At 52.4% G+C, this 18,566-nt stretch carries 24 protein-coding genes and 5 pseudogenes; 11 read left to right on the top strand and 18 right to left on the bottom strand.

The features are described 5' to 3' along the window. Window positions 1–419: 419 nt before the first annotated feature. From B880_RS0102400 to B880_RS26845, 3 genes are all read right to left on the bottom strand, one after another. A protein-coding gene (locus B880_RS0102400; RefSeq protein WP_443146811.1) for an IS3 family transposase occupies window positions 420–1,528 on the bottom strand; the annotation gives its coding sequence in 2 pieces (ribosomal slippage) (window positions 420–1,267 and window positions 1,267–1,528; 1,110 coding nt in all). A 320-nt stretch (window positions 1,529–1,848) separates the two neighbouring features. Beyond that, window positions 1,849–2,124 carry a hypothetical protein gene (locus B880_RS27225; protein ID WP_026042381.1) on the bottom strand — a complete coding sequence of 92 codons (276 nt, stop codon included), beginning with the start codon at window positions 2,122–2,124 and terminating at the stop codon, window positions 1,849–1,851. A gap of 242 nt (window positions 2,125–2,366) precedes the next feature. Continuing rightward, window positions 2,367–2,687 carry a hypothetical protein gene (locus tag B880_RS26845; RefSeq protein WP_017345784.1) on the bottom strand — a complete coding sequence of 107 codons (321 nt, stop codon included), beginning with the start codon at window positions 2,685–2,687 and terminating at the stop codon, window positions 2,367–2,369. Between the two features lie 315 nt (window positions 2,688–3,002). Between B880_RS26845 and B880_RS25810 the strand changes: the two are divergent. After that, a pseudogene (locus B880_RS25810) lies at window positions 3,003–3,373 on the top strand (IS66 family transposase); the annotation flags it as partial. A 343-nt stretch (window positions 3,374–3,716) separates the two neighbouring features. Here the strand turns inward: B880_RS25810 and B880_RS0102365 are convergent. Continuing rightward, window positions 3,717–4,757 carry a hypothetical protein gene (locus tag B880_RS0102365; protein ID WP_017345781.1) on the bottom strand — a complete coding sequence of 347 codons (1,041 nt, stop codon included), beginning with the start codon at window positions 4,755–4,757 and terminating at the stop codon, window positions 3,717–3,719. 388 nt (window positions 4,758–5,145) lie between these two features. Then, the gene (locus B880_RS26565; protein ID WP_017345780.1) at window positions 5,146–5,508 is read right to left on the bottom strand and encodes a hypothetical protein; all 363 of its coding nucleotides are present in this window, start codon (window positions 5,506–5,508) and stop codon (window positions 5,146–5,148) included. A gap of 568 nt (window positions 5,509–6,076) precedes the next feature. Here B880_RS26565 and B880_RS0102360 point away from each other — a divergent pair. Both B880_RS0102360 and B880_RS0102355 read left to right on the top strand, forming a co-directional pair. Further along, entirely contained in the window at window positions 6,077–6,385 is a 309-nt protein-coding gene (locus B880_RS0102360; RefSeq protein WP_017345779.1) for a hypothetical protein, read from the top strand. 231 nt (window positions 6,386–6,616) lie between these two features. Then, on the top strand, window positions 6,617–6,865 hold the full coding sequence (locus B880_RS0102355) for a biofilm development regulator YmgB/AriR family protein (RefSeq protein ID WP_017345778.1): 249 nt from the start codon (window positions 6,617–6,619) through the stop codon (window positions 6,863–6,865). Window positions 6,866–6,901: 36 nt separating this feature from the next. Here B880_RS0102355 and B880_RS26560 read toward each other — a convergent pair whose 3' ends face one another. The 3 genes from B880_RS26560 to B880_RS0102335 all read right to left on the bottom strand — a co-directional run bounded on the left by B880_RS26560 (window position 6,902) and on the right by B880_RS0102335 (window position 8,244). Continuing rightward, window positions 6,902–7,072 carry a hypothetical protein gene (locus tag B880_RS26560; RefSeq protein WP_017345777.1) on the bottom strand — a complete coding sequence of 57 codons (171 nt, stop codon included), beginning with the start codon at window positions 7,070–7,072 and terminating at the stop codon, window positions 6,902–6,904. A 250-nt stretch (window positions 7,073–7,322) separates the two neighbouring features. Further along, window positions 7,323–7,445, bottom strand: coding sequence for a hypothetical protein (locus B880_RS27220; protein WP_017345776.1), 123 nt, complete (start codon window positions 7,443–7,445; stop codon window positions 7,323–7,325). A gap of 538 nt (window positions 7,446–7,983) precedes the next feature. Further along, complete coding sequence (locus tag B880_RS0102335) at window positions 7,984–8,244, bottom strand: hypothetical protein (RefSeq protein WP_017345774.1); 261 nt, start codon at window positions 8,242–8,244, stop codon at window positions 7,984–7,986. Between the two features lie 275 nt (window positions 8,245–8,519). Here B880_RS0102335 and B880_RS24545 point away from each other — a divergent pair, with 275 nt between their 5' ends. After that, window positions 8,520–9,719 carry a diguanylate phosphodiesterase gene (locus B880_RS24545; protein ID WP_051005672.1) on the top strand — a complete coding sequence of 400 codons (1,200 nt, stop codon included), beginning with the start codon at window positions 8,520–8,522 and terminating at the stop codon, window positions 9,717–9,719. A gap of 87 nt (window positions 9,720–9,806) precedes the next feature. Here B880_RS24545 and B880_RS24540 read toward each other — a convergent pair whose 3' ends face one another. Then, window positions 9,807–9,995 carry a hypothetical protein gene (locus B880_RS24540; protein ID WP_017345772.1) on the bottom strand — a complete coding sequence of 63 codons (189 nt, stop codon included), beginning with the start codon at window positions 9,993–9,995 and terminating at the stop codon, window positions 9,807–9,809. A gap of 237 nt (window positions 9,996–10,232) precedes the next feature. Here B880_RS24540 and B880_RS24535 point away from each other — a divergent pair, with 237 nt between their 5' ends. Continuing rightward, window positions 10,233–10,421 (top strand): hypothetical protein, encoded by a 189-nt coding sequence (locus B880_RS24535; RefSeq protein WP_157060489.1) that lies wholly within the window; start codon window positions 10,233–10,235, stop codon window positions 10,419–10,421. Window positions 10,422–10,681: 260 nt separating this feature from the next. Continuing rightward, window positions 10,682–10,933, top strand: coding sequence for a hypothetical protein (locus B880_RS0102315; protein WP_017345770.1), 252 nt, complete (start codon window positions 10,682–10,684; stop codon window positions 10,931–10,933). A 39-nt stretch (window positions 10,934–10,972) separates the two neighbouring features. Here B880_RS0102315 and B880_RS26555 read toward each other — a convergent pair whose 3' ends face one another. From B880_RS26555 to B880_RS0102280, 7 genes are all read right to left on the bottom strand, one after another. Further along, window positions 10,973–11,206, bottom strand: coding sequence for a hypothetical protein (locus B880_RS26555; protein ID WP_017345769.1), 234 nt, complete (start codon window positions 11,204–11,206; stop codon window positions 10,973–10,975). Between the two features lie 211 nt (window positions 11,207–11,417). Continuing rightward, window positions 11,418–11,681 (bottom strand): biofilm/acid-resistance regulator YmgB/AriR, encoded by a 264-nt coding sequence (locus B880_RS0102305; RefSeq protein ID WP_026042380.1) that lies wholly within the window; start codon window positions 11,679–11,681, stop codon window positions 11,418–11,420. Window positions 11,682–11,814: 133 nt separating this feature from the next. Next, on the bottom strand, window positions 11,815–12,087 hold the full coding sequence (locus B880_RS0102300; protein ID WP_017345767.1) for a hypothetical protein: 273 nt from the start codon (window positions 12,085–12,087) through the stop codon (window positions 11,815–11,817). A gap of 104 nt (window positions 12,088–12,191) precedes the next feature. After that, window positions 12,192–12,434, bottom strand: a complete 243-nt coding sequence (gene ycgZ / locus B880_RS0102295; RefSeq protein WP_017345766.1) for a regulatory protein YcgZ — start codon at window positions 12,432–12,434, stop codon at window positions 12,192–12,194. A 280-nt stretch (window positions 12,435–12,714) separates the two neighbouring features. Next, window positions 12,715–12,969 carry a hypothetical protein gene (locus B880_RS0102290; protein WP_017345765.1) on the bottom strand — a complete coding sequence of 85 codons (255 nt, stop codon included), beginning with the start codon at window positions 12,967–12,969 and terminating at the stop codon, window positions 12,715–12,717. 527 nt (window positions 12,970–13,496) lie between these two features. Further along, window positions 13,497–13,625, bottom strand: a complete 129-nt coding sequence (locus B880_RS27215; RefSeq protein WP_017345764.1) for a general stress protein — start codon at window positions 13,623–13,625, stop codon at window positions 13,497–13,499. A gap of 249 nt (window positions 13,626–13,874) precedes the next feature. Further along, a complete protein-coding gene (locus B880_RS0102280; protein WP_017345763.1) occupies window positions 13,875–14,438 on the bottom strand; it encodes a hypothetical protein in 564 nt (187 codons plus the stop codon). A 190-nt stretch (window positions 14,439–14,628) separates the two neighbouring features. On the opposite strand from B880_RS0102280, the gene B880_RS0102275 reads away from it, so the two are divergent. Continuing rightward, window positions 14,629–14,868, top strand: a complete 240-nt coding sequence (locus B880_RS0102275; protein ID WP_017345762.1) for a hypothetical protein — start codon at window positions 14,629–14,631, stop codon at window positions 14,866–14,868. Here the strand turns inward: B880_RS0102275 and B880_RS27000 are convergent. Continuing rightward, window positions 14,858–15,103, bottom strand: a pseudogene (locus tag B880_RS27000) (hypothetical protein); the annotation flags it as partial. The gene B880_RS0102275 and the pseudogene B880_RS27000 overlap by 11 nt on opposite strands. Before the next feature lie 212 nt (window positions 15,104–15,315). On the opposite strand from B880_RS27000, the pseudogene B880_RS27260 reads away from it, so the two are divergent. Both B880_RS27260 and B880_RS25795 read left to right on the top strand, forming a co-directional pair. Then, window positions 15,316–15,865: pseudogene (locus B880_RS27260) on the top strand (ISNCY family transposase); the annotation flags it as partial. Window positions 15,866–16,032: 167 nt separating this feature from the next. Beyond that, window positions 16,033–16,472, top strand: a pseudogene (locus tag B880_RS25795) (helix-turn-helix domain-containing protein); the annotation flags it as partial. Between the two features lie 146 nt (window positions 16,473–16,618). On the opposite strand, the gene B880_RS0102260 reads toward B880_RS25795, so the two are convergent. Continuing rightward, window positions 16,619–16,963, bottom strand: coding sequence for an FxLYD domain-containing protein (locus tag B880_RS0102260; protein ID WP_017345760.1), 345 nt, complete (start codon window positions 16,961–16,963; stop codon window positions 16,619–16,621). A gap of 137 nt (window positions 16,964–17,100) precedes the next feature. Between B880_RS0102260 and B880_RS26995 the strand changes: the two are divergent. Both B880_RS26995 and B880_RS0102250 read left to right on the top strand, forming a co-directional pair. Beyond that, a pseudogene (locus tag B880_RS26995) lies at window positions 17,101–17,436 on the top strand (transposase domain-containing protein); the annotation flags it as partial. Window positions 17,437–17,668: 232 nt separating this feature from the next. After that, a complete protein-coding gene (locus B880_RS0102250) occupies window positions 17,669–18,562 on the top strand; it encodes an SDR family oxidoreductase (protein ID WP_017345759.1) in 894 nt (297 codons plus the stop codon). The last annotated feature ends 4 nt before the right edge of the window (window positions 18,563–18,566 follow it).

Below are 18,566 nucleotides of genomic sequence, written 5' to 3'. Positions count from 1 at the left end.
AGGCAAATTCTGCCAAATTATACATATCAACCTTGTTGTTATCCGGCCTAAGCAAGGAGACAAAACTAAACAACGCTCCCCAGTATCTGCTTTGCCTTAAGGTACTCGTAACTGGTCAGCTCAATCTTGTTACCGCTAAGATCGTTAAAGTAAACGGACATAGATACATCGTGATCGCAGACGGTGAACGGGATATTTTTGGCGTGTAGAGTAGGCACAAGATTGATAAATTCAGCTGCTTCCACATTAAATGCCATCGTATGACCGGGATGCTGATTTTTTCTGGTGAACAGGGAAATTGACGCGCCGTGATTTCTGATAACCAGCGGCCCTCCCTGTTCATACCAGAAGTACAGCGAGTCATCGCGGGAGTGACCCTGACCCCGAATATGATCCAGGCATAATCAGGAATACCGGCTTCAGGTTGGTTGCTTATTCTGGCAACCGGCAGATTTTTCGGCGAATTCGGATGGAGTCATCCAGCCCAGCGCAGAATGAGGGCGACTCTGGTTATAGTGTATGCGCCAGGCCTCGATTTTGCATCGTGCATCCTCCAGAGACATGAACCAGTTCTCGTTCAGGCACTCCTGCCGCAGCCTGCCGTTGAACGACTCTACTGTGGCATTATCCGTGGGCGTGCCCGGCCGTGAGAAGTCAATCCGGATATCACGTTCGTATACCCACTTATCCAGAATTTTTCCTGCAAATTCAGAGCCATTGTCTGTTTTCAGTAGTTGCGGTAACGGACGTCTCAACGCGATGCTGTCCAGCATTTCAGCCACTTCTGAAGAGCGCAGGTTCTGGCCTACGCAGATACCCAGACACTCACGCGTATAAAGATCGATTACCGTCAGCAGGCGGAGCCGGCGACCGTCAAACAACGCATCGGAGACAAAATCCATCCCCCATACGTGATTGGGATACAGCCCCTGCGGCTGTGGCTGACGTTTCAGCGCAGATTTATTACGGCGGGGGCGTTTAAGCCGGAGCGATAATCCCTGCTCGCGGTAAAGCCGGTAAATGCGCTTGTGATTATCGCGCCAGCCTTCCCGTTTCAGCATGACGTGGACCCTGCGGTAGCCATAGTGGACGCGGGTTTCGGTTATCTCCCTGATGCGCAGTCGCAGCGCGCTGTCATCTGCCGCAACGGAGCGGTACCGGAACGAACTGCGGCTGACCTGCAGCGCAAAGCAGACCTGTCTTTCACTGGTACCGTTGCGGGTCTGTAAGTCCCTGACCCATTCGCGCAGGCGTGCCAGCGTCAGCTCTTTTTTGCCAGCACGTCCTGCAACATGGCCTTGTCGAGGCTCAGATCGGCAACCAGCTTCTTCAGGCGAAGGTTTTCCTCTTCGAGCTGCCGCATATGCTTCAGTTCTGAAGGAGAAATCCCGCCGTACTTTTTGCGCCAGGTGTAGAAGGTAGCGTCGGAGATACCCAGCTTGCGGCAAACTTCCGGCACGGACGTACCCAGCTCAGCCTGCTTCAGGGCAAAGACAATCTGCTCTTCGGTGAATCGTGACTTTTTCATCGGCACAGCCTCCGCTCAGGGGAGTCATTATCATGCCGGAATTCTGTTTCTGAATGGAGCAGGATTTTGGGTCAGGGTCAGGGTCAGGGTCAGGAGAAGCCAAGAACCTCTTGATACCAGCATTCTGCAAGTACAATGTTCTCGACGTATACATGTATGTGGTCAATTTTTGTTATCTTCACAGTTGCCTCTCTGATTGTTATTACAAAAGAGATTCTCTAAGTTATCTTTGATAAACAAGCCAACTAAGCACATGACAGCACATGATTTAACATAAGACTTCTTGCGAATCAGAAGCCGACAACCACAGGCTGATGTTTTTACATCGAGTCCTGCATGCCCGGATTACATTCCTGTTTCGTTCCCGGAAGATAAAATTTACCAGTAGAATCAGGGTCTGTTCCGCCCGGACAACCAGGTCTGCCTGAGGTGTTGCTCGCGCTGCCGCCATCCGAACCATTTCCGCCGTCAGCACCGTCTTTACCTTGCCTACCCATACCACCAGCGGCTCCACCTTTACCGCCAGCCCCTCCATACCCGGCACTCACAGAAAAAGTGCACAGAGCGAAAAAAAAGGCCAGAAAATATTTACTCATATGTATCTCCCCCTTCGAAAATTCGATCTTTGTACCTTTTAGTTCGACCCCGAAAGATACACTAGCAAAAGATTTATATCGGCCGGATGAACGGTTCTTAAGCGTCAAAATTTAACATAAGACTAATCATCGCACCGGGTCGTACTCCCTCAGCGCGTGCGGGCGTTTTACCCTGTTTTCTACGGAATTTGTGCCGCAGATCACGGAGTTTTTTCAGCACGGAGTCCGGGATTATGCCATATTCATAAGGTGATCCCGCCAAAATCACTGTCACCTTGGTGAAAACGACGAAGACAATTAAGCAGAACGTTTAGGAGCCACTGGGCTCCTTTTTTTTCCCTCCGTTCAGAGCCGTGCTGGACAAAAAGCTCTGCCGTGGCGCTCACCGACGCAGCGTCCGCTGACGGTTTGCATGATGCTACGATTCGATCTGCGCCCGCTCCCTGTTCAGGACAATTTGCCGGTTCGGCTGATTCAGCTTTGCCTGACACTCTCTCAGCAGCGGCAACAGCATCGTCAAGAAATTTCTTCTCAGCGGGCGTCAGGTTGGACAGTCGTGTCATGATGATTTCTGGTCAGAATAACTTTTTACAGTCTGCCAGACGCCGCGGAAGCGATGAAGCGCTGGTAAGCGTACCCGTGAATCAGAAACGGTGAACAAAGGCGGATTTCAATCCGAGTTCGTGAGGCGTTAGCAGCTACCGGTGCCATCCAGCATTACAGCTGTAGGTACCGTCATCTGGCACCTTCATGCCGTAAAAACGGCATACACAAAAGACATTGTTCATCGGCACAGATATTGAACGCAGCAATGTCCACCTAGTGCCAGAAGGGGACATAGCTACCTGAAAGCGCAGACCGTCCCGCTGATGCAGTAGCTGATCGACTGGGTACAGAGGCAGTTGAAGGTGTTGTTGCATCACTCGGATATGGCGAAGGCGTTCGGCTACCTGCAGAAGCAGTTGGATGCGTTAAACCTCCAATGCAGCAACGGCTGGGTGGAGATAGATAACAACATCGCGGAGAACGCACTGCGGGGCGTTGCCCTGGGCCGGAAAAACTGGCTGTTCGCCGGTTCAGACGCCGGCGGGGAGCGGTGCTGTTCTCGCTAATCGGCTCATGCCGGCTTAACGGGGTGAAGCCGGAGGCGTGGCTGCGTTACGTGCTTACCCATATCCAGGACTGGCCGGTAAAGCGTATACGTGAGCTGCTGCCGTGGAGATTTACGGCAGAAAATGCGAATGATTGATGAAAGTGCCTCCCTGAACACGACACATCAGTATCAGTTATAAATAAAAATTCGCCAGGCTGTCGTGTAGTATGTGCTATTTTTTCTTATGCGGTGAATCCCCCCTCAGCGGTGGGGCTAAGCCACAAACGGGCGTAAGCCTAAGCCAATAAGCGGGTCAGGCTCTGGCTTTTCTGACCTATCGGGAGGCACCCGACACGTCCGGGACAGTTGCACTTTTCAGCATACAAAAGGCCTGCGGCTTTAATCGCAGGCCTTTTTATTTATGGTGAATTTGCAGATGAACCACACATCAGAAAAGGTAACGGAATGCCAGTGTGATGATCATGTCTTCCGATTCTTTTCAGGCTCTGATTTTTCGGTATGAAGGGTGAGTATTGACTCCCCATAAACCGGCCAGCGAACTGACAACAGCGCCTAACAGAAGAGCAAAAAACGACCATAATGCAATTTTTGCAGCCGCGCTGGCGGCTTCATCAGCTTTCTCTTTTGCCTGTTTTTTAAATTCAGCGTACTGCGCTTTCGCATCGTTCAGATTACTCTGGAGCTGAGCCATACGCTCGCTTACCTCCTGAACGGTTTTGTCACGGGCCTGAATGAAGTTATCAACGGCCTTGTCTGCTTCTTCAGATGACAGGCGGGTATTGTCTGTCAGCGCTTTTTTTACCTCATTCCTGTCGACACCTTTGCTGACAGCTTCCGCCCGTGACTTCAGTTTATCGCTTAACGTGTTAATAATGGCGTCACTGTTGCCCGGGTTAATGGCCAAATCTTTGACAGAGCTCGCGATATCACTTCCGGCTGCCTGAAGCTGGGACTGCAGAAACTCCGGCTGAAGTTCTCTTATATTACTCTTGCGCAGCGCATCTAGTACCTGTCCGTTCGCAAGTGGGGCCGTGAGCTGAGTGTTCAGTCCGAGCCTGTCAGCAATGTTCTGGGCTATATCTGCTGTTGTGCCAGACGCTTTTCCAGCAGCATTGCCCAATCCACTCACGGCAGTACCTGTGGCAGATGCTGCCGCGCCAATTGCGCTTCCGGCCATTTGCAAAATGCCGCCAGCGGCGGCGAAGCCCAGCACTGAAGCCACGAGCAGAGATGTCGCCCATGATAGAAATCCATGGATGGTTCCATCCGCCCCCGCCAGCCTGCCAGCCACGAAACCGCCGCAGGCTAGACTCAGTACTATCGAGATAACTGACCATATGAGAACAGCCTTGTCAGCACCGTTGATTACATCGTCAGACTGAGGTGAAAGCATTGAAAAACCCAGGCTGGACCCAAGAGTAGCTAATAGTAGGGATACTGCAATTACAGTTACCACGCCAGCAATGATACTTCCCCATGAGACGCGCCTGTTCAGTTCCGCTTCTTTTACAAGTTCCATTGTAATCTCCATTCAAAAGCTAATGAGAAGGCGGGATTAGTCCACGCCTAGATTGATATTAGTAAAAATATCGAGCACTGAATTCGATTAGCAGAAACAGGTATCACCTTCACTGTCAGAGTTTAGCGGCTGGGTACGACGGATAGTACAAAGCGCAAGACAGTGCAGGTGAGACGCTTACATTAATTATGTGATAATTGCTTCTTAAGTGCTGAAAGTCTGCTTTATTACACCAATTTTGGATTGAGGCTGATGGCTGTTTCATACGCGCATAGTGCATTAGCCGGATCACTTAAAATTTCAAAGGCTTCTCCACGAATTCGATGTGCAATAGAGCCCCAGTAAGGCCGCACATCAGCCCCTTCGGATATTGCCGACTCTAGTACACCTAACACGATCCGAGCATTTTTTTGTCAACACTTGAGTATAACCACTCTCTCGCAGCCAGAATTTTCAGGCTGTAATCCCCTTTCTCAAGCCGAGCCTTTAGGTAAGCAAATTCATCATTGAATGTTCCATAGTGCGAGTAGCTGAACCAGCCAATACCTCGATGTTCACACCTGAGCGATAGCAATCGTCCATCGTCTTCTACTTTGAATTTATAGCGAGAGGCCCAGCCTGTTGATGGAGTAACAGAAAACAGAATTGTTTTGGTCTGCAAATCCATCACCGACAGGATATTCCCATCTTCACTAGGAGCATTACAGGTTTGCACAACGGCATATCTGCCACATTTTGAAATCTCTAGCATGAAGATATTCGGCTTAAAGTGACGTCTGTATTCTTCGGTTTTTTCAGGATTTACTGCAAGTACCACTGCGAACAGACAGATTTATATTTAAGCATAGCGCCAGTGTGGAAGTGGTTGAATTTTACGCTTCGGACATTATCTATCCTCTGCAGAAAATAAACGAGGGTGTGGGGTGCATGATGATATTATTTGCAGAAAACTCGTTGTGGAGTAAAACCGTTCCGGACATCCTTGGCTTCTCTACACCAGAGCATGATAACGCAGAAACCCTAAGGGGCAAGCCCTAGCGCAATCTGATACACGCAGCATGCACGGTGTTTCCGCTTGGAGGTTCCACTCTCTTTGACCTAGATGCAGGTCACGGTGAGAAATATTTCCTCAGGATAAAACACACGACATCGATATATCAGAATAATATCATAAACTTATAATAAAAAAAATTTTCAATCTATTTATTATTAACCCATACCCGACAAACATGCTAATAGTTTAAATTATTCTCCGCAACTTGCTATAATAGGGATATGGTTGAGATTATTTCCATTGTTTTTTTAAGCGAGGTGTAAACGTGTTGTACAGCGAAGACATGACCGGTCACGCAGTTATTGGTGAAGCAGCAGTCAATCTTGCCGTGCGTGAAGAGGAAATATCCGTTGACGCTCTCCTGACAGAGCTGAACATTATGTTTAAAGCAGAGAAAATCAGCAGCCGCAGCCGGCGTATCAGCGATGCCATCAGCTGGCTGCGCGACTTCCGTACTATTGGTGTGCGCCGGGGTGCAAATGCGAAATGGATGCTGTCTGATGCAGACATTCACAATGCCGGCGGCGAGGCCATCATTCGCCTGCAGTTTGATGATGAAGATAAAATGAGATAACCACAGCTTCCGTCAGCGGGCGCTGAGCGCCCGACTTTACCTGACTTCGCAAGATGACTGCATACGCGCGCCATGATTAACGAAGCGCACCGCAGCTCCTTTTAACCTATAATTTCTCTGTCATCGGGTACGTTTTGCAGATGTAGCGCTGCTGGACACATAATAACAATCCGCGTCAACACCATTATCGCCTTCATCCGCTCAGGATGTTCCGGCAGGGACCTTCACAGCATGAAAAATACCGACTCAGTGATCACAATCCGCAGCCGCCTGCAGAACGGCGGCAACGCGCTGGCGGCTGAAAGTCAGGAGCTTGAAGAGGCTATACAGGCGATTCTGGCCTCAGGCGGAAAGCTGACCAATAAAACGCTCATCATCCACATCATTCGCGACCTTGAGCACGAGCGTGACGCGCAGAGACAGGTGGTGCTGCGCAGCGTGCTAGAGCTTATTGTCAGTCACACGCCGGACGATGCCTGAGGGCAGGCCTCATAACACCTGCGTGACGGGGCTATTTCAGTTAAGTTTGGCGGCAAAAATCCGGATGGCCAAGCTGCAGGCCTCGCGCATGGCCATATCGGTACCGGACTCCTTCAGGCGCCACAGCGTGCCGATAAGTTCTTGCGGGCTGACTGCCCCGGCCCTGTGCAGTACCTGCCTAATGGCCAGCCCGATGATTTCATGCATCAGTTCCTCTATTTCATTTTCGGTTTTCAGAGGCGCTCCGCTTATTGGGGGATATAGTCAGTGTATCGCGATAAGCGGCGCGCAGATATAAGCATCAAAAAAACCGCCCGGAGGCGGTTAAATAAGCAGGGTAGCGCCCCGATCGGGCGGAGTATCTCTTTCGCCGCACGGCAACTCGTCTTCATGACTGGGCGCCGGCTCGTGGTCCGGCAGCGGCGTCGCATCGTCAGGCATCGGCTGGTCAGACATGCTATTTGACGCCCTTCTGTTTCATCTTATCGCTGTCCCTGGTGTCTTTTTTGTTGCCAGCGGGCAGCTTGCTGTGGTCGGCGTCTTTGCCATCCTTCACATTTTTTTCGTTACTGTCAGCCATGGTTACCTCCCTCACCCGGTATCGGGTAACGTTAAGTTTAGCCTCGTGACGGTACCTGAAGGTGAACAAATATCCGGTCTGTGACTTAAGCGTAAAAACCGCTCACTACGCGGGCGGTAAAAGCGAGGCGTACCGCGCTTCAGTCATGTTTTCGTCCACGCACAGGCGGCAGATGCTGGCCCTTTTCTACAGCTGCTGTGACGCAATCTGATATGCGTGCCGGTAGCTCACGGCCGAGCCCAAAAAATGACGCTCAGAGTTGTCCTCAAGTCTCACGCAGCCCTTCACGAGCAGCTGGTCCTGCTGATCTTTTCTGAGCAGATAGTAAAACTGCCACATAGGCGGCATCCTTCCATGATAAAAGGAGCAATTTATGCCTGAATATAACGGAGGAATTAATTTCTAATGCGATTTAAGCGCGGGATAAGCGGAGGTTGTCGTCCCTGACAGGTTATCCGTCCGGTAGACGCCTGAGCGCGACCGCTGAGGTCATCTTCATCGTTGTCTTCCGGCCAGAGCCGGACTACGTCCTTTGGCGTCAGTTCTTCTCGTCGCTTAGGCCCGCAAGAGTCTGCAGGTACGGCACGAGCCGGACGGCCTGCTCCGGCTCGTGAAAGCTCTTCAGCCAGATTCTGGCTGCGGCTATTTCAGTGAGACGATTATCGCTGCCGTCGGCCTCCGCCATGTGTCCTAGCTCGGCAATAAGCGAATGCACGCTTATTTCCTTTTCGCCAAGCGCCAGGCTCAGTGCCGCCTCGCCAATAATGACGTGCCCTTTCCCGTCATGTTGAATAGACAAATTTACTACCTCCGTTTCACGTTGATGACAGCCTCACGTCACACTGTAAACACAATTGAAGAAAGTGCCCGGAGGATATTCTGAAAAAACCTTAATGCGTAATAATTTATTTCAATAATTATGAGTAAAAGGCCCTGCGCGCGTTACAGATTACCGTTTAACGCATTCCTCGATATTCAAGTCGCATTTCACCACGCCCGTTACTGGTCCAGTTTGAAAAAGCGCGGCCGGCTGCTATCGTGCCCGTGACAATCTGCGGCAATTCGGAGCCTGAAATGCTTACAACCATAATTTACCGGAGCCACCTCGCCGATGACGTGCCCGTCAGCATCCTGCCGGGCATGGCGGAAAAGGCAAGGCTGCTCAACGCCCGCCACCAGGTGACGGGCATCCTGCTGTTTAACGGCACGCACTTCTTCCAGATCCTGGAAGGCCCGGAACAGGACGTGCTGGACACCTACGGCCGCATCTGCGCCGACCAGCGTCACCACAACGTGGTTGAGCTGATGCGCGATTACTCGCCGTCGAGGCGCTTCGGCAACCACGGCATGGAGCTGTTCGATCTGCGCCATCACCCCCGAGGCAGCGTGCTGCAGGCGGTGCTTGACCGCGGCACCTCTAAGTACCGCCTGACGTATGATGATCGTGGCCTGCAGTTTCTGCGAACCTTCGTGGAGGCCCGGGAGAAAGAAAACTACTTTGAGGTTCTGCCCGCTGACGACTGGGACTTTGTGCCGGATGAGAACGGGTCACCAGCGCCCGCGGCGGGCGTGACCTTCCTCCCGGTGGTCGATCCGCTCGGCCGTAAGATCACGGCCCTTGAGGTCATACCCGATGATGCGCAGGAAGGGCTCTCAGGCGATGAGATGTACGTACATAATCTCGCTGCGGTCACCGAGGCGTTGCAAAGAGTCGGCAGATCGTGTCCCGTCGACACTATGCTCTACCTCAGTATTCTGCCCGGGACGCTGGTATCCGTTCCTGATGCCGTTGGTCGGATTGTCAGCGCCATCGACAGCGCTAAACTGGTACCGCAGCAAATCATACTGGGTGTCAGCGAGACGGAGGTGATTTCTCAGCTGAAAGCATTTTCCGCAGCGGTGCGGCAGTTGAAGCAGGCCGGCATCAGCCTCTCTATCGATAACTTCGGTGACGGCTCCGCCGGGCTGTCTCTGCTGGCGCACGTCCAGCCGGACCGCGTACGCATCGGGGCTTCGATCGTGCGTAATATTCACCGCAGCGGCCCACGTCAGGCGGTGGTACACGCGGTGCTGCGCTGCTGCTCAGCGCTGGAGATTAACGTAATCGCGGCGGGTATCGAGCAGCCGGAAGAGTGGATGTGGCTGGAGGCGGCCGGGGTCACTGATTTCCAGGGCGCGCTGTTCACCGCAGAGGGCGCGGCCGTTGCCTGGCCGGAGACCCGCGAGGCTGTCTGTAGCGCCGGATCAGAAAAAGGACCCGCGGGCCCACTGTGATTAACAGGACGCGGCTCGGTGAGGCGGAAGCTGCGTGGTCATAACGGCCGCGGGCACATCAGCCTTTTCCTGCCGCGGTTGGCCTTTTTAAGTCAGGAGCGGAAATGCGTCATCATGGCCGACGCATGCTGCGCATCCTGCGTGCGGTAAATCAGCAGCCGGCTTTTCGTCGAGGGCATAAATCTCGATGCCGGCCTCGCGCTGCTCGCTTTCAATTGCTGTGAAATGCATGTCAGGCCAGCGGCTCACCTTCAGCATAAACTCACTTAAAATCATTTTTTTCGCCTTTTATTGTTTTAAAATCGGTACTCTTTTCACCGGTATGCCCAGCGTAAAACTGGTTGCGCACTCTGCAAGCCATCAGCACGGTATCAGGCGTAAAAATTTCTTAAAGACAATATCTAAGCCCCTTTCAGCGCTGCAGCTTCCTGCAGCATGCGTCAGCAGGGCGTGTCCGGCAATACGCCGGCGACTATCAGTGCAACAGGAAATAACGGACAGGGGGAAACAGCGATGATTAGCGAAGACCGACTCAGCCAGATCGTGGAGAATCCGGACAGCCATGAGGCGGAGGTCGTGGCGATGGCCCAGGAGCTCCTGCAACTGCGCCGCACGCTGGGCGTGCCTTGGGCCGTTGTACAGCCGCTGGGCGAGCTTTACGTGGAGGATGGGAATGCGGCGATGATCTGGCCAGCGAGCTAGGCGGAGCGCGGCGATATCTTCCTGTACCGCCTGGAGAAGCCCTCACCGGGGGCGGATGCCGCAACGCCCGCAGCAAAGCCGCGCGTACGCAGAAAGAAATTACCAGCGCTGAAGTAAGGTATTTTCAGGACAGCATATCTCTGCCGGACAGCGCTGACGCAGCAGCGCAAAAGTTTTCACAGGTTATTGTCCCTGTGAATGTTCTGGCTAACTGCACTGTGGTAAGCTCTGAGCCCGAAACCTGCTGCCGGAAAGCCCCCATGAAAAATGACTTTGAAGAAAATATGGCCGACATCATGATTGGCGAGGCCGTCACCGCGCTGCTGGATGAGGACGTGGCCATCAGCTGGGCGGCCCTCACGGATCGCCTGCAGTCGGCCATTGAAAATGAAACGGATGAAGATCGGATTCGCGCCGGGCTGCGCGCTATCGAAGAGGTCCGGCGGGAAATGCAGATCCGCGGCAGTGAAAAGACCGGCGTGGCCAGCCTGACAGAGCAGAAGCTCCACTGACGGCCGGGGCGGCGCGGTATCCGCCACGACGTCTTTCTTTTATACTGTATACTTATCCACCTTGCGGACGGAGGTCATATGATTGATGACACCACCGCCGAAGATATCTAGGCCGTTATCGGAACGGTCGTGGCGCGCCTTCTTAAGCCGGACCAGTACTTGACCCTTCACGTAATCACCAACGCCCTGCACAGCATGGGCGAAACGGCCGACGCAGCCGGGATGCGCGAAAGCTGCGAACGCGCCGTCAGGATGCTTGCTCAGCAGATGCACTGACCTTCAGATTCCTACCGTTTTGACGTACACCCCTCGTGCAACAACATTGTCGTGCCACACTGGTGGGAGTGGCATCATTCAAACCAGGAGATGCCTGTGAAAGTCTGGATTGCCTTAACCCTTGCCGCCCCCCTGAGCTACTCCGCATGGCTTCAAAAGGGGGATTTGACTACCCGGCTGCGCTGGCATCTGCGCAGCAGAATTAATATTAGAAGCCTTCGTCGTCCGGTGTTTTGCCCACCACGATTTCCAGCGCGCTGCGAAGCACGTCCAGTTTAACCACGTCTGTGGTGCTCTCCAGTTGGGCGATCAGATGAAGAATGATCGCTTTGCTGGTTACCTTTTTACCGTGAATAACGATGTCGCGGATAACAGCGTCCAGCACGGCGGTTTCGTCGGCCAGCGCGTCGCCGCCGCTGCGGAAGTGCTGAATGATGTCGGCTTCTGTCGTGGTCGGCTGTTTGTTTAGCATGATGTAATCCGTCAGGTCCTGCGGGCAAAAGTGGCCAGGCTCACTGCCTGAAATAAAAAACGGCCACCATCCGGTAGCCGCGTCCTGCGGGCGTCCTGCCACTCTCCGCACTAGTCGGAGATTAGTTCTTCAATTACTTATTATTACCGCCATTCGGGCCTGTCAGCGCACCGAATACCAGCACGTCTGCGTCGCGGCTCTCACGGGACTGGAAAAACTCGCTCTGCACCTCGCCCAGCGCCAAGGCAATAGCTGCACGTATTTCCGGGTTCGTCTCGTCGCTGTTCATAGCGCGAAGCTGCCGTGCCACGCCGTCTGCGCTGACATGGTCATCGCTGCTCAGCAGCGCGACCACCGCCTCGCCCAGCACAACACCGGCCAGGCGAGTGAAGTCTGCATTATTCATACCCGCATCTTCCGGTTCGTGCCTTCCGGCCAACATGGCAGGACCGCCATTCCGGGCGGTCCTAAATGCATGCTGCGGGCCCCGCCTCTTCACGCCGGGGTTATTCAGCGTTCAAACAGCATGCCGATTAGCGTCTGGTAGTGACGCTCTTCTTCCTGATTCGCTGCCACTTCGAGGCGGCGCAGCAGTCTGGTACAAATGGCCTTACGGTTAAGGATCTTGCCTGCGCGCAGGATTTCTACGACAATCTGCCCCAGCGTTTCCTGCTGAGTCGGCGCCGATGCCTTGCTGAAGTAGTTCGCAATGTCGCTGGCAGAATCCGGATATTTCGTAACGTTCTGACGCATGGTGAACCTCTTAATAGCTAAAATGTAGTCGGCTCGATCTGACCGTAAAGTTATACAACTAAATCAAACTTGTACAGCAATTGTGTTGTTGTACAGCTTATCTTTTTTTGCAAAAAGTGCTAGGTATTAGTAAACAGTAACTTAGGTGAGTATTAGTATTCGAATGGTGAGTGAGGTAATGAAATTTTTGTATAAGATGAATAATGTTGTGGTGAACGTACGTTTCCGAGTCTCAGGAAAGAACCCTGTCCGGTGTATAAGCCGGACGGGCAAAAACCCCTCAGTGCGTTGAGCCGCGCCCCGATACTGTGACCCATCTCAGCTCGTCCCGGTTGCCCGGTAATGACTTAAACCCGCGGAGCCAGCGTTTAGCCCCTCTTATCTGCACGCAGCGCGCAGGATTTTTCTCGCTGGCGGCCATATTCGCCAGCTCACGGATTAGAGAATCAACGGTAATATCCGTATTATTGACCGCCAGATGAACCGCAGCTTCGCCAATAATCAGATGGTGCTGGTCATGGTCATTATCAGGCACGCTCTGCTCTCCCTCCGCCTTATTAAGGTATTTCAGTGTAGCCGCTTAACGGACTGGAAACCGGTTCCGTATAAATACTTTCCGCGCATTATCCCGTCAGTCAGAATTTCGCACAGCCGCACAGCGATAAAAAAAAACTTGAATCCAGATGCCTGACAGATTATCAGAAGTAATTATCGAAAAACACTGAATAAACCTTATGAGTGGTCTAAAATCGTTTTCATCCTGATGTACAGTCTGGGCATGTCTGCGTTTCGGGATTTAATCTTAGAAGAGGATTTAACATGACCTGAAATATGGATGATAAGACTGCAGGGTACTGACCGTTAATATAAGCTGAGCATAAAAAAACCAGGGGATAAAGTGCTGGTAGTTATCGTCCATTAACATCAGAGATAATCAGGAAGTACAGATCTCCTAATTGAGCGCGTCGTGATGAAATATTACCCCCGGCGTGCGTCCATTGAGCCTAATCAAATTTCAGTTTTGGGAGCCCGGCGGCTGATAAGTCCGCCTTTAGGGCCGGCTTAGCGTGCGCGGTCGGGACAGTTTTTAAAGTTGCCGCCACTGGCGGCACCGCTTTTGCTGCCCGCTTCAGAGGCGCGTGCCGGGTCGGCCGCGAAGTTTCCGGCTCCACCGCGTCTTGCAGTTGTCATAATGTCTTCCTCAGATAAAAGTTGTCCAGTTTATCAGACTATTATAGTGCGGCACGTCTGCACTGGGCTGCCTGCCTTCAGGACACTTTTTTCAAGGGTATGACAAAGGACGGCTGAACCTTTAACGCGGGCCTGACAGCACTTGCGGCTTGCCATTTCATTGGGATGCGCCAGGATTAGTGCGCGGAACGGCGCGTGATAACCCTCCGGTGGAGAACTGTTCTGCGGCCGTGCCGTTCCTCAGCTGCATCAGTTCTGCGCGGCGTTCAGAGGGTGCGTGCTGATGACAACCTGTCTACGAAGATGGCTCTCAGGCTCGGTGCCCCAACAGAAGGCGGCCCAGTGGCCGCAGAACGCCAGCCAGCTGCGCACGGGATGCAGGCAGCCCGATTCCCCTTTACCGTCCCACATCACCTTTGCGGCGTTAGTCTGCGCGCTGTCGGTAATGATGATCGACCAGCGGTGCAGAAAATGGCAGAAAAAACGCCGCGACAGGCCGTGCGCCGCCCCTTCATGCTGAGGCTGGCGGGTACGCCTTACCATAACCTGTATGGAGGCGCGCTCCGGTGAGATGAAGTCTTCGGTTTCCTCCTGCTGCACCGCATAAACAGTCTCCGGCTCAGGCTCCTGCGTGACCAGCCTGAACTGGCGCTCCGCGCTGTTCTGCCAGAGGACGTAGCCGAAAGGGGTCACAAACCCGGGCAACGTAAACGGCTCCACGTCGCGGTCAAGAAACGCGCGGGGATCGGTTCGGTTGGTATCTTCCGGATTGAGCACCTGGCAGAAGCTGGTGTCGGGTAGGGTAATTGGCATGCTGTCGTCCGCCGTTATGTTTCTGTTCACTAAACCTCCCTGATAACCGGAGCGTTAATTTATGCCGCTGAATTGTCTGCAATAACGGGTGGTGCTTTTTAAAGATAGAGCACCGCAGGATTACTACTGTACACGCGCCTGTGCATCGGTTATTTTGCGCCCGACGTCATTAATCATACACAGAGACTTCATGCAACAGAACGGACTACCCTTGGAAAAAGACGCTGGGCTGACCGGCTACTTCAGCCAGGTCACCCACCCCTGCCAGATTGAGCTGCTGGGCCGCATCACCGTTGAAATCCTGCGTAAGGAGCGGCGGCTGACACGCACCGCCTTGTGCCTGAAACTAATAGGGCACCTCGACGGTAGCGACGATGAGGCCGAAAGGGAACACCTAAAGTTTCTACTCAGAATGCTGTTTAATCGCTGAGCCTGAGGGGTAACATCGGGAGTTCACAGGTCACGAAACGTTCGTCGAGGGAAGAGAGCGGCAACCGGAATGCCGTGCTGTCCCGGCGTACACACACGGTCTGCAGGTGGCGGTTATCGATAAACCGGACCTCGTCGCGGTCGTTGGAAATAATGAAATACGCGTCCGACGTTTCCTACGGATCAATGCATCCCAGCGCCCGGTAGGCCGTCGTGAGGCTGAACTCGCTCAGCAGTTACCGTGTTCAGTTCCGTGGTTTCTGCTTCAGATCTACATACTATCCACTTGCGCGAAATTACGCATGATATTGATTATCATAAGAATTAAATCCAGTACTGCCAGAAAAATCCACAAAACCGCACGTCTAACCAATTAATCATGGTTGCAATAGGATTTGCTCAGAGGCGCTACCAGTATGTGTTTTTATCCCGAGCTAAGTATATGTAGCTCACCGGTATTCATTCAGCTAACGCCTGGCTGGAAACATTCATCCAGGACTTTAACCAGCGCTTTGCCCGACCGGCTAAATTACCCGAAAAACCTGCGCCGCATCGTTTTGGTGAGCGGCCAAGAGTTGGACGATATCGTCGCCTGGCAGACACAGCACACGTTCTCAAAATCAGTGACTTTTCAGTACGATAAAATTTTATACTTGGTTGAACACACGGAGGAAAACTCGCACATTGCCGTAGAGAAAATTCTCGCATTTGACTACCCGGACGGCACGCTCGTCTTCCGTCACTGCAGGCATCAAAGACCTAGAGTACCAGATGTTCCATAATATGGAGTTTATCAGCAAGGGCGCATTATTGATAATAAAAGACTGGGCGCGGTACTGAAACTGGCGCAGGAGAAACCGGATGAGCTGGACGTGGCCGGCAAACGTGAACGCAGCACACACATGCCCGGGAGACGGGCGCAGATTCAGGAGCAACTCAGGGCGATAAATCCCGTTGTGGCTGAGCCACCACTCTTCAAATCTAGTCTAAAAAAATGAGCGCACTGCCCTTTTCTTTTATTAAGAAAACAGCCGAAAGTGACATTCAAAAATGGGAAATCAGAATGACATTTAAAATCAGGATAGACATGTTTTATAAAGGTAAAGCTAACCTGACCTTTCTTACCTTACCTGCCCGCTTCGGGCAACCTGCTGAGGCCCCTGAGATGGCGGCTTCTGATGTGGAATTTTTCAAGATGAATGAAGTTAACCGGCTTAAAATAATTCAGGACGTTGTCGACCGGCGGCTGACAACCAATCTTGCTGCGGAGTGTCTCGGTATTTCTGACAGATAGTGCCGCCGCATAATCCAGCGCTACCGTACTGATTGTCCGCTCGGTATGGCTGACTGGCGGCGCGGCAAGCCCAGCAATTACCAGCTGCCTGAGGCTCTCGCTGAACATGCTATCCAGATCATCCGCGAACGTTATACTGGCTTCGGTCCGACGCGGGCATGTGAGAAGCTGGCCTAACTCCACGGCGTGGTGTTATCTAAAGAAAAGGTGCATAAGCTGATGATACTTTCCGGCCTCTGGATCCCCGCAGACTACGTGCGCCGAAGATCCAGCAGCCACGCTGTCGTCGCGCCTGCGTTGCGGAACTCGTCTAAAGATAGCGTAATTGTCGATTTGGCTCCAGTGAGAAATGACGTTCCTGAAACAAGCTATATATCTGAGAAAAAAAACAAAACGCCAGAATAACTTCATAGCTAGGCTACTGGCCTACCGAATCTGGCAGGCCAGCTAATCACTGTCAGTGAGGCAGCTGCAGCACTTCCGTCACTTTGAAGCTGTCAGGAGTTTCACTGGCATTTACCGGCGCATGGAGCTTCCACCGCTGACCTGCCTCTATGTTCTGTCCCAGCCCAATGGTATCACCCACAACAATGCCGTCCTTGAGTAGGTTGATTTTGACGCTCTGCATGCTCAGGGTGTGGTCCGTGGTATTTGTGACAATCCCGTCAACGTAGGTAATGCCGTTACTGCCTTTTGAAAAGTGCGCATCCGCTACGCTGGCAAGATTGTCACCCGGGGCCGCGATGGCCACGCCGGATAAGAGCGATAGACAAGCCGCTGCAGCAATGATCGTCTTTTTCATGAGTTTTCCTTTTTCGCTTTCCAAAGAAGAAACGAGAATAGGTGAGCGGTTAAGTCATGACAAGAACTTATCAACAGTCAGCTTTGACTGATGCGTATTGCGATCCAGACGCATGCAGGTTGGCTGCGGGAAAGCCGTCACGACACTCGGAGCTGGTGAAAGCGTTCGCATATATACTGAATGCGTGGGAAGCACTGAAGAACTACGCTGGCGACGGCTGGGCAGAGGCCGACAACATTCAGGCTGTAAACTTGCTGCGCACGGTAAATCTTGAGAGAAAACATCATCGGTTCTTCGGCTACGAACACGATGGATAGCGTGGCACGCAACTGTACGGACTTATCGTCAGCTGCCGTCTGAATGGCATCGTTCCTGAATGCTATCTTAGTCACGTACTATCGATGATCGCCAAGCGGCGGGACAACTGCATCTGTGAGTTACTGCCGTGGCATGTCACCCTGCCTGAGGAATAATCTCCGGGTCATTTTGTCAATCCGGTTCAAGCTGCACATTTACAGCCGCCATAATTAAGAATCTTCTCAACTTTCCTCTGGTGTTTAATTCACTCAGTTTACTTTTTTAAAGCTGCTCAATAATTAAACAGAATTACGCTGCTTTTATTAAAAAAATTATTTTAATGTCTGTCAGCGTGACAAACCTCACATTTTTGCCAGGCTTATATTACTCACCCAAAAGGAGATACAGATGAACTCATTTACCAATAAGAATCTCATCACGCAGGAATATCCAAAGCCGCCGTTTAAAAAACAGCATCAGCCTTTCCCGGGTCTGGCGAGCAAAATGGAGCCGTGCCCCGACCATGGTGAAACGAGCTATCGGGGTACAGGACGTCTAACCGGACGTAAAGCACTGATCACTGGCGGAGACTCTGGAATTGGACGTGCCGTTGCTATCGCGTATGCCCGAGAAGGCGCCGATGTTGCTATTAATTATTTGCCAGATGAAGAGCAGGATGCCGCTGAAGTTGTTAAATTAATCGAAGCGGAAGGCCGAAAAGCCGTTGCCATTCCCGGCGATATTCGTTCGGAAGAATTTTGTCAGCAACTGGTCAATGAAGCTGCCACTCAATTAAATGGTCTGGATATTCTGGTTAATAATGCCGGGCGCCAGCAGTTTAACGAATCGATTCGTACGCTATCTACGGAAGATTTTGACGCTACATTTAAGACCAACGTTTATGCGATGTTCTGGATAACCAAAGCGGCGCTGGAATACATGCCTGCCGGTTCATCCATCATCAATACCACCTCAGTACAGGCCTACGAACCGAGCGCCATTCTACTGGACTACGCTCAGACAAAAGCTTCGATAGCCGCTTTCACCAAAGCCCTCGCGAAGCAGTTGGGCGAACAGCAAATCCGCGTTAACGCTGTCGCACCCGGACCTTACTGGACGCCTCTGCAGATCTGCGGTGGCCAGCCACAGGAAAAAGTTGAGCAGTTTGGTGCCACCGCACCGCTGGGGCGTCCTGGCCAGCCGGCAGAAATTGCGCCTCTCTATGTCACCTTCGCTGAAACCACCAACAGCTTCGCCTCCGGACAAGTTTGGTGCTCCGATGGCGGCACCGGCACGGTCTGAGTGT

Origin of the sequence: Pantoea sp. A4, from assembly GCF_000295955.2 — a bacterium.
Lineage (GTDB): Bacteria > Pseudomonadota > Gammaproteobacteria > Enterobacterales > Enterobacteriaceae > Pantoea > Pantoea multigeneris.
Note: the sequence above shows the minus strand (reverse complement) of the source record. Positions and strands in the feature narration are given on the sequence as shown.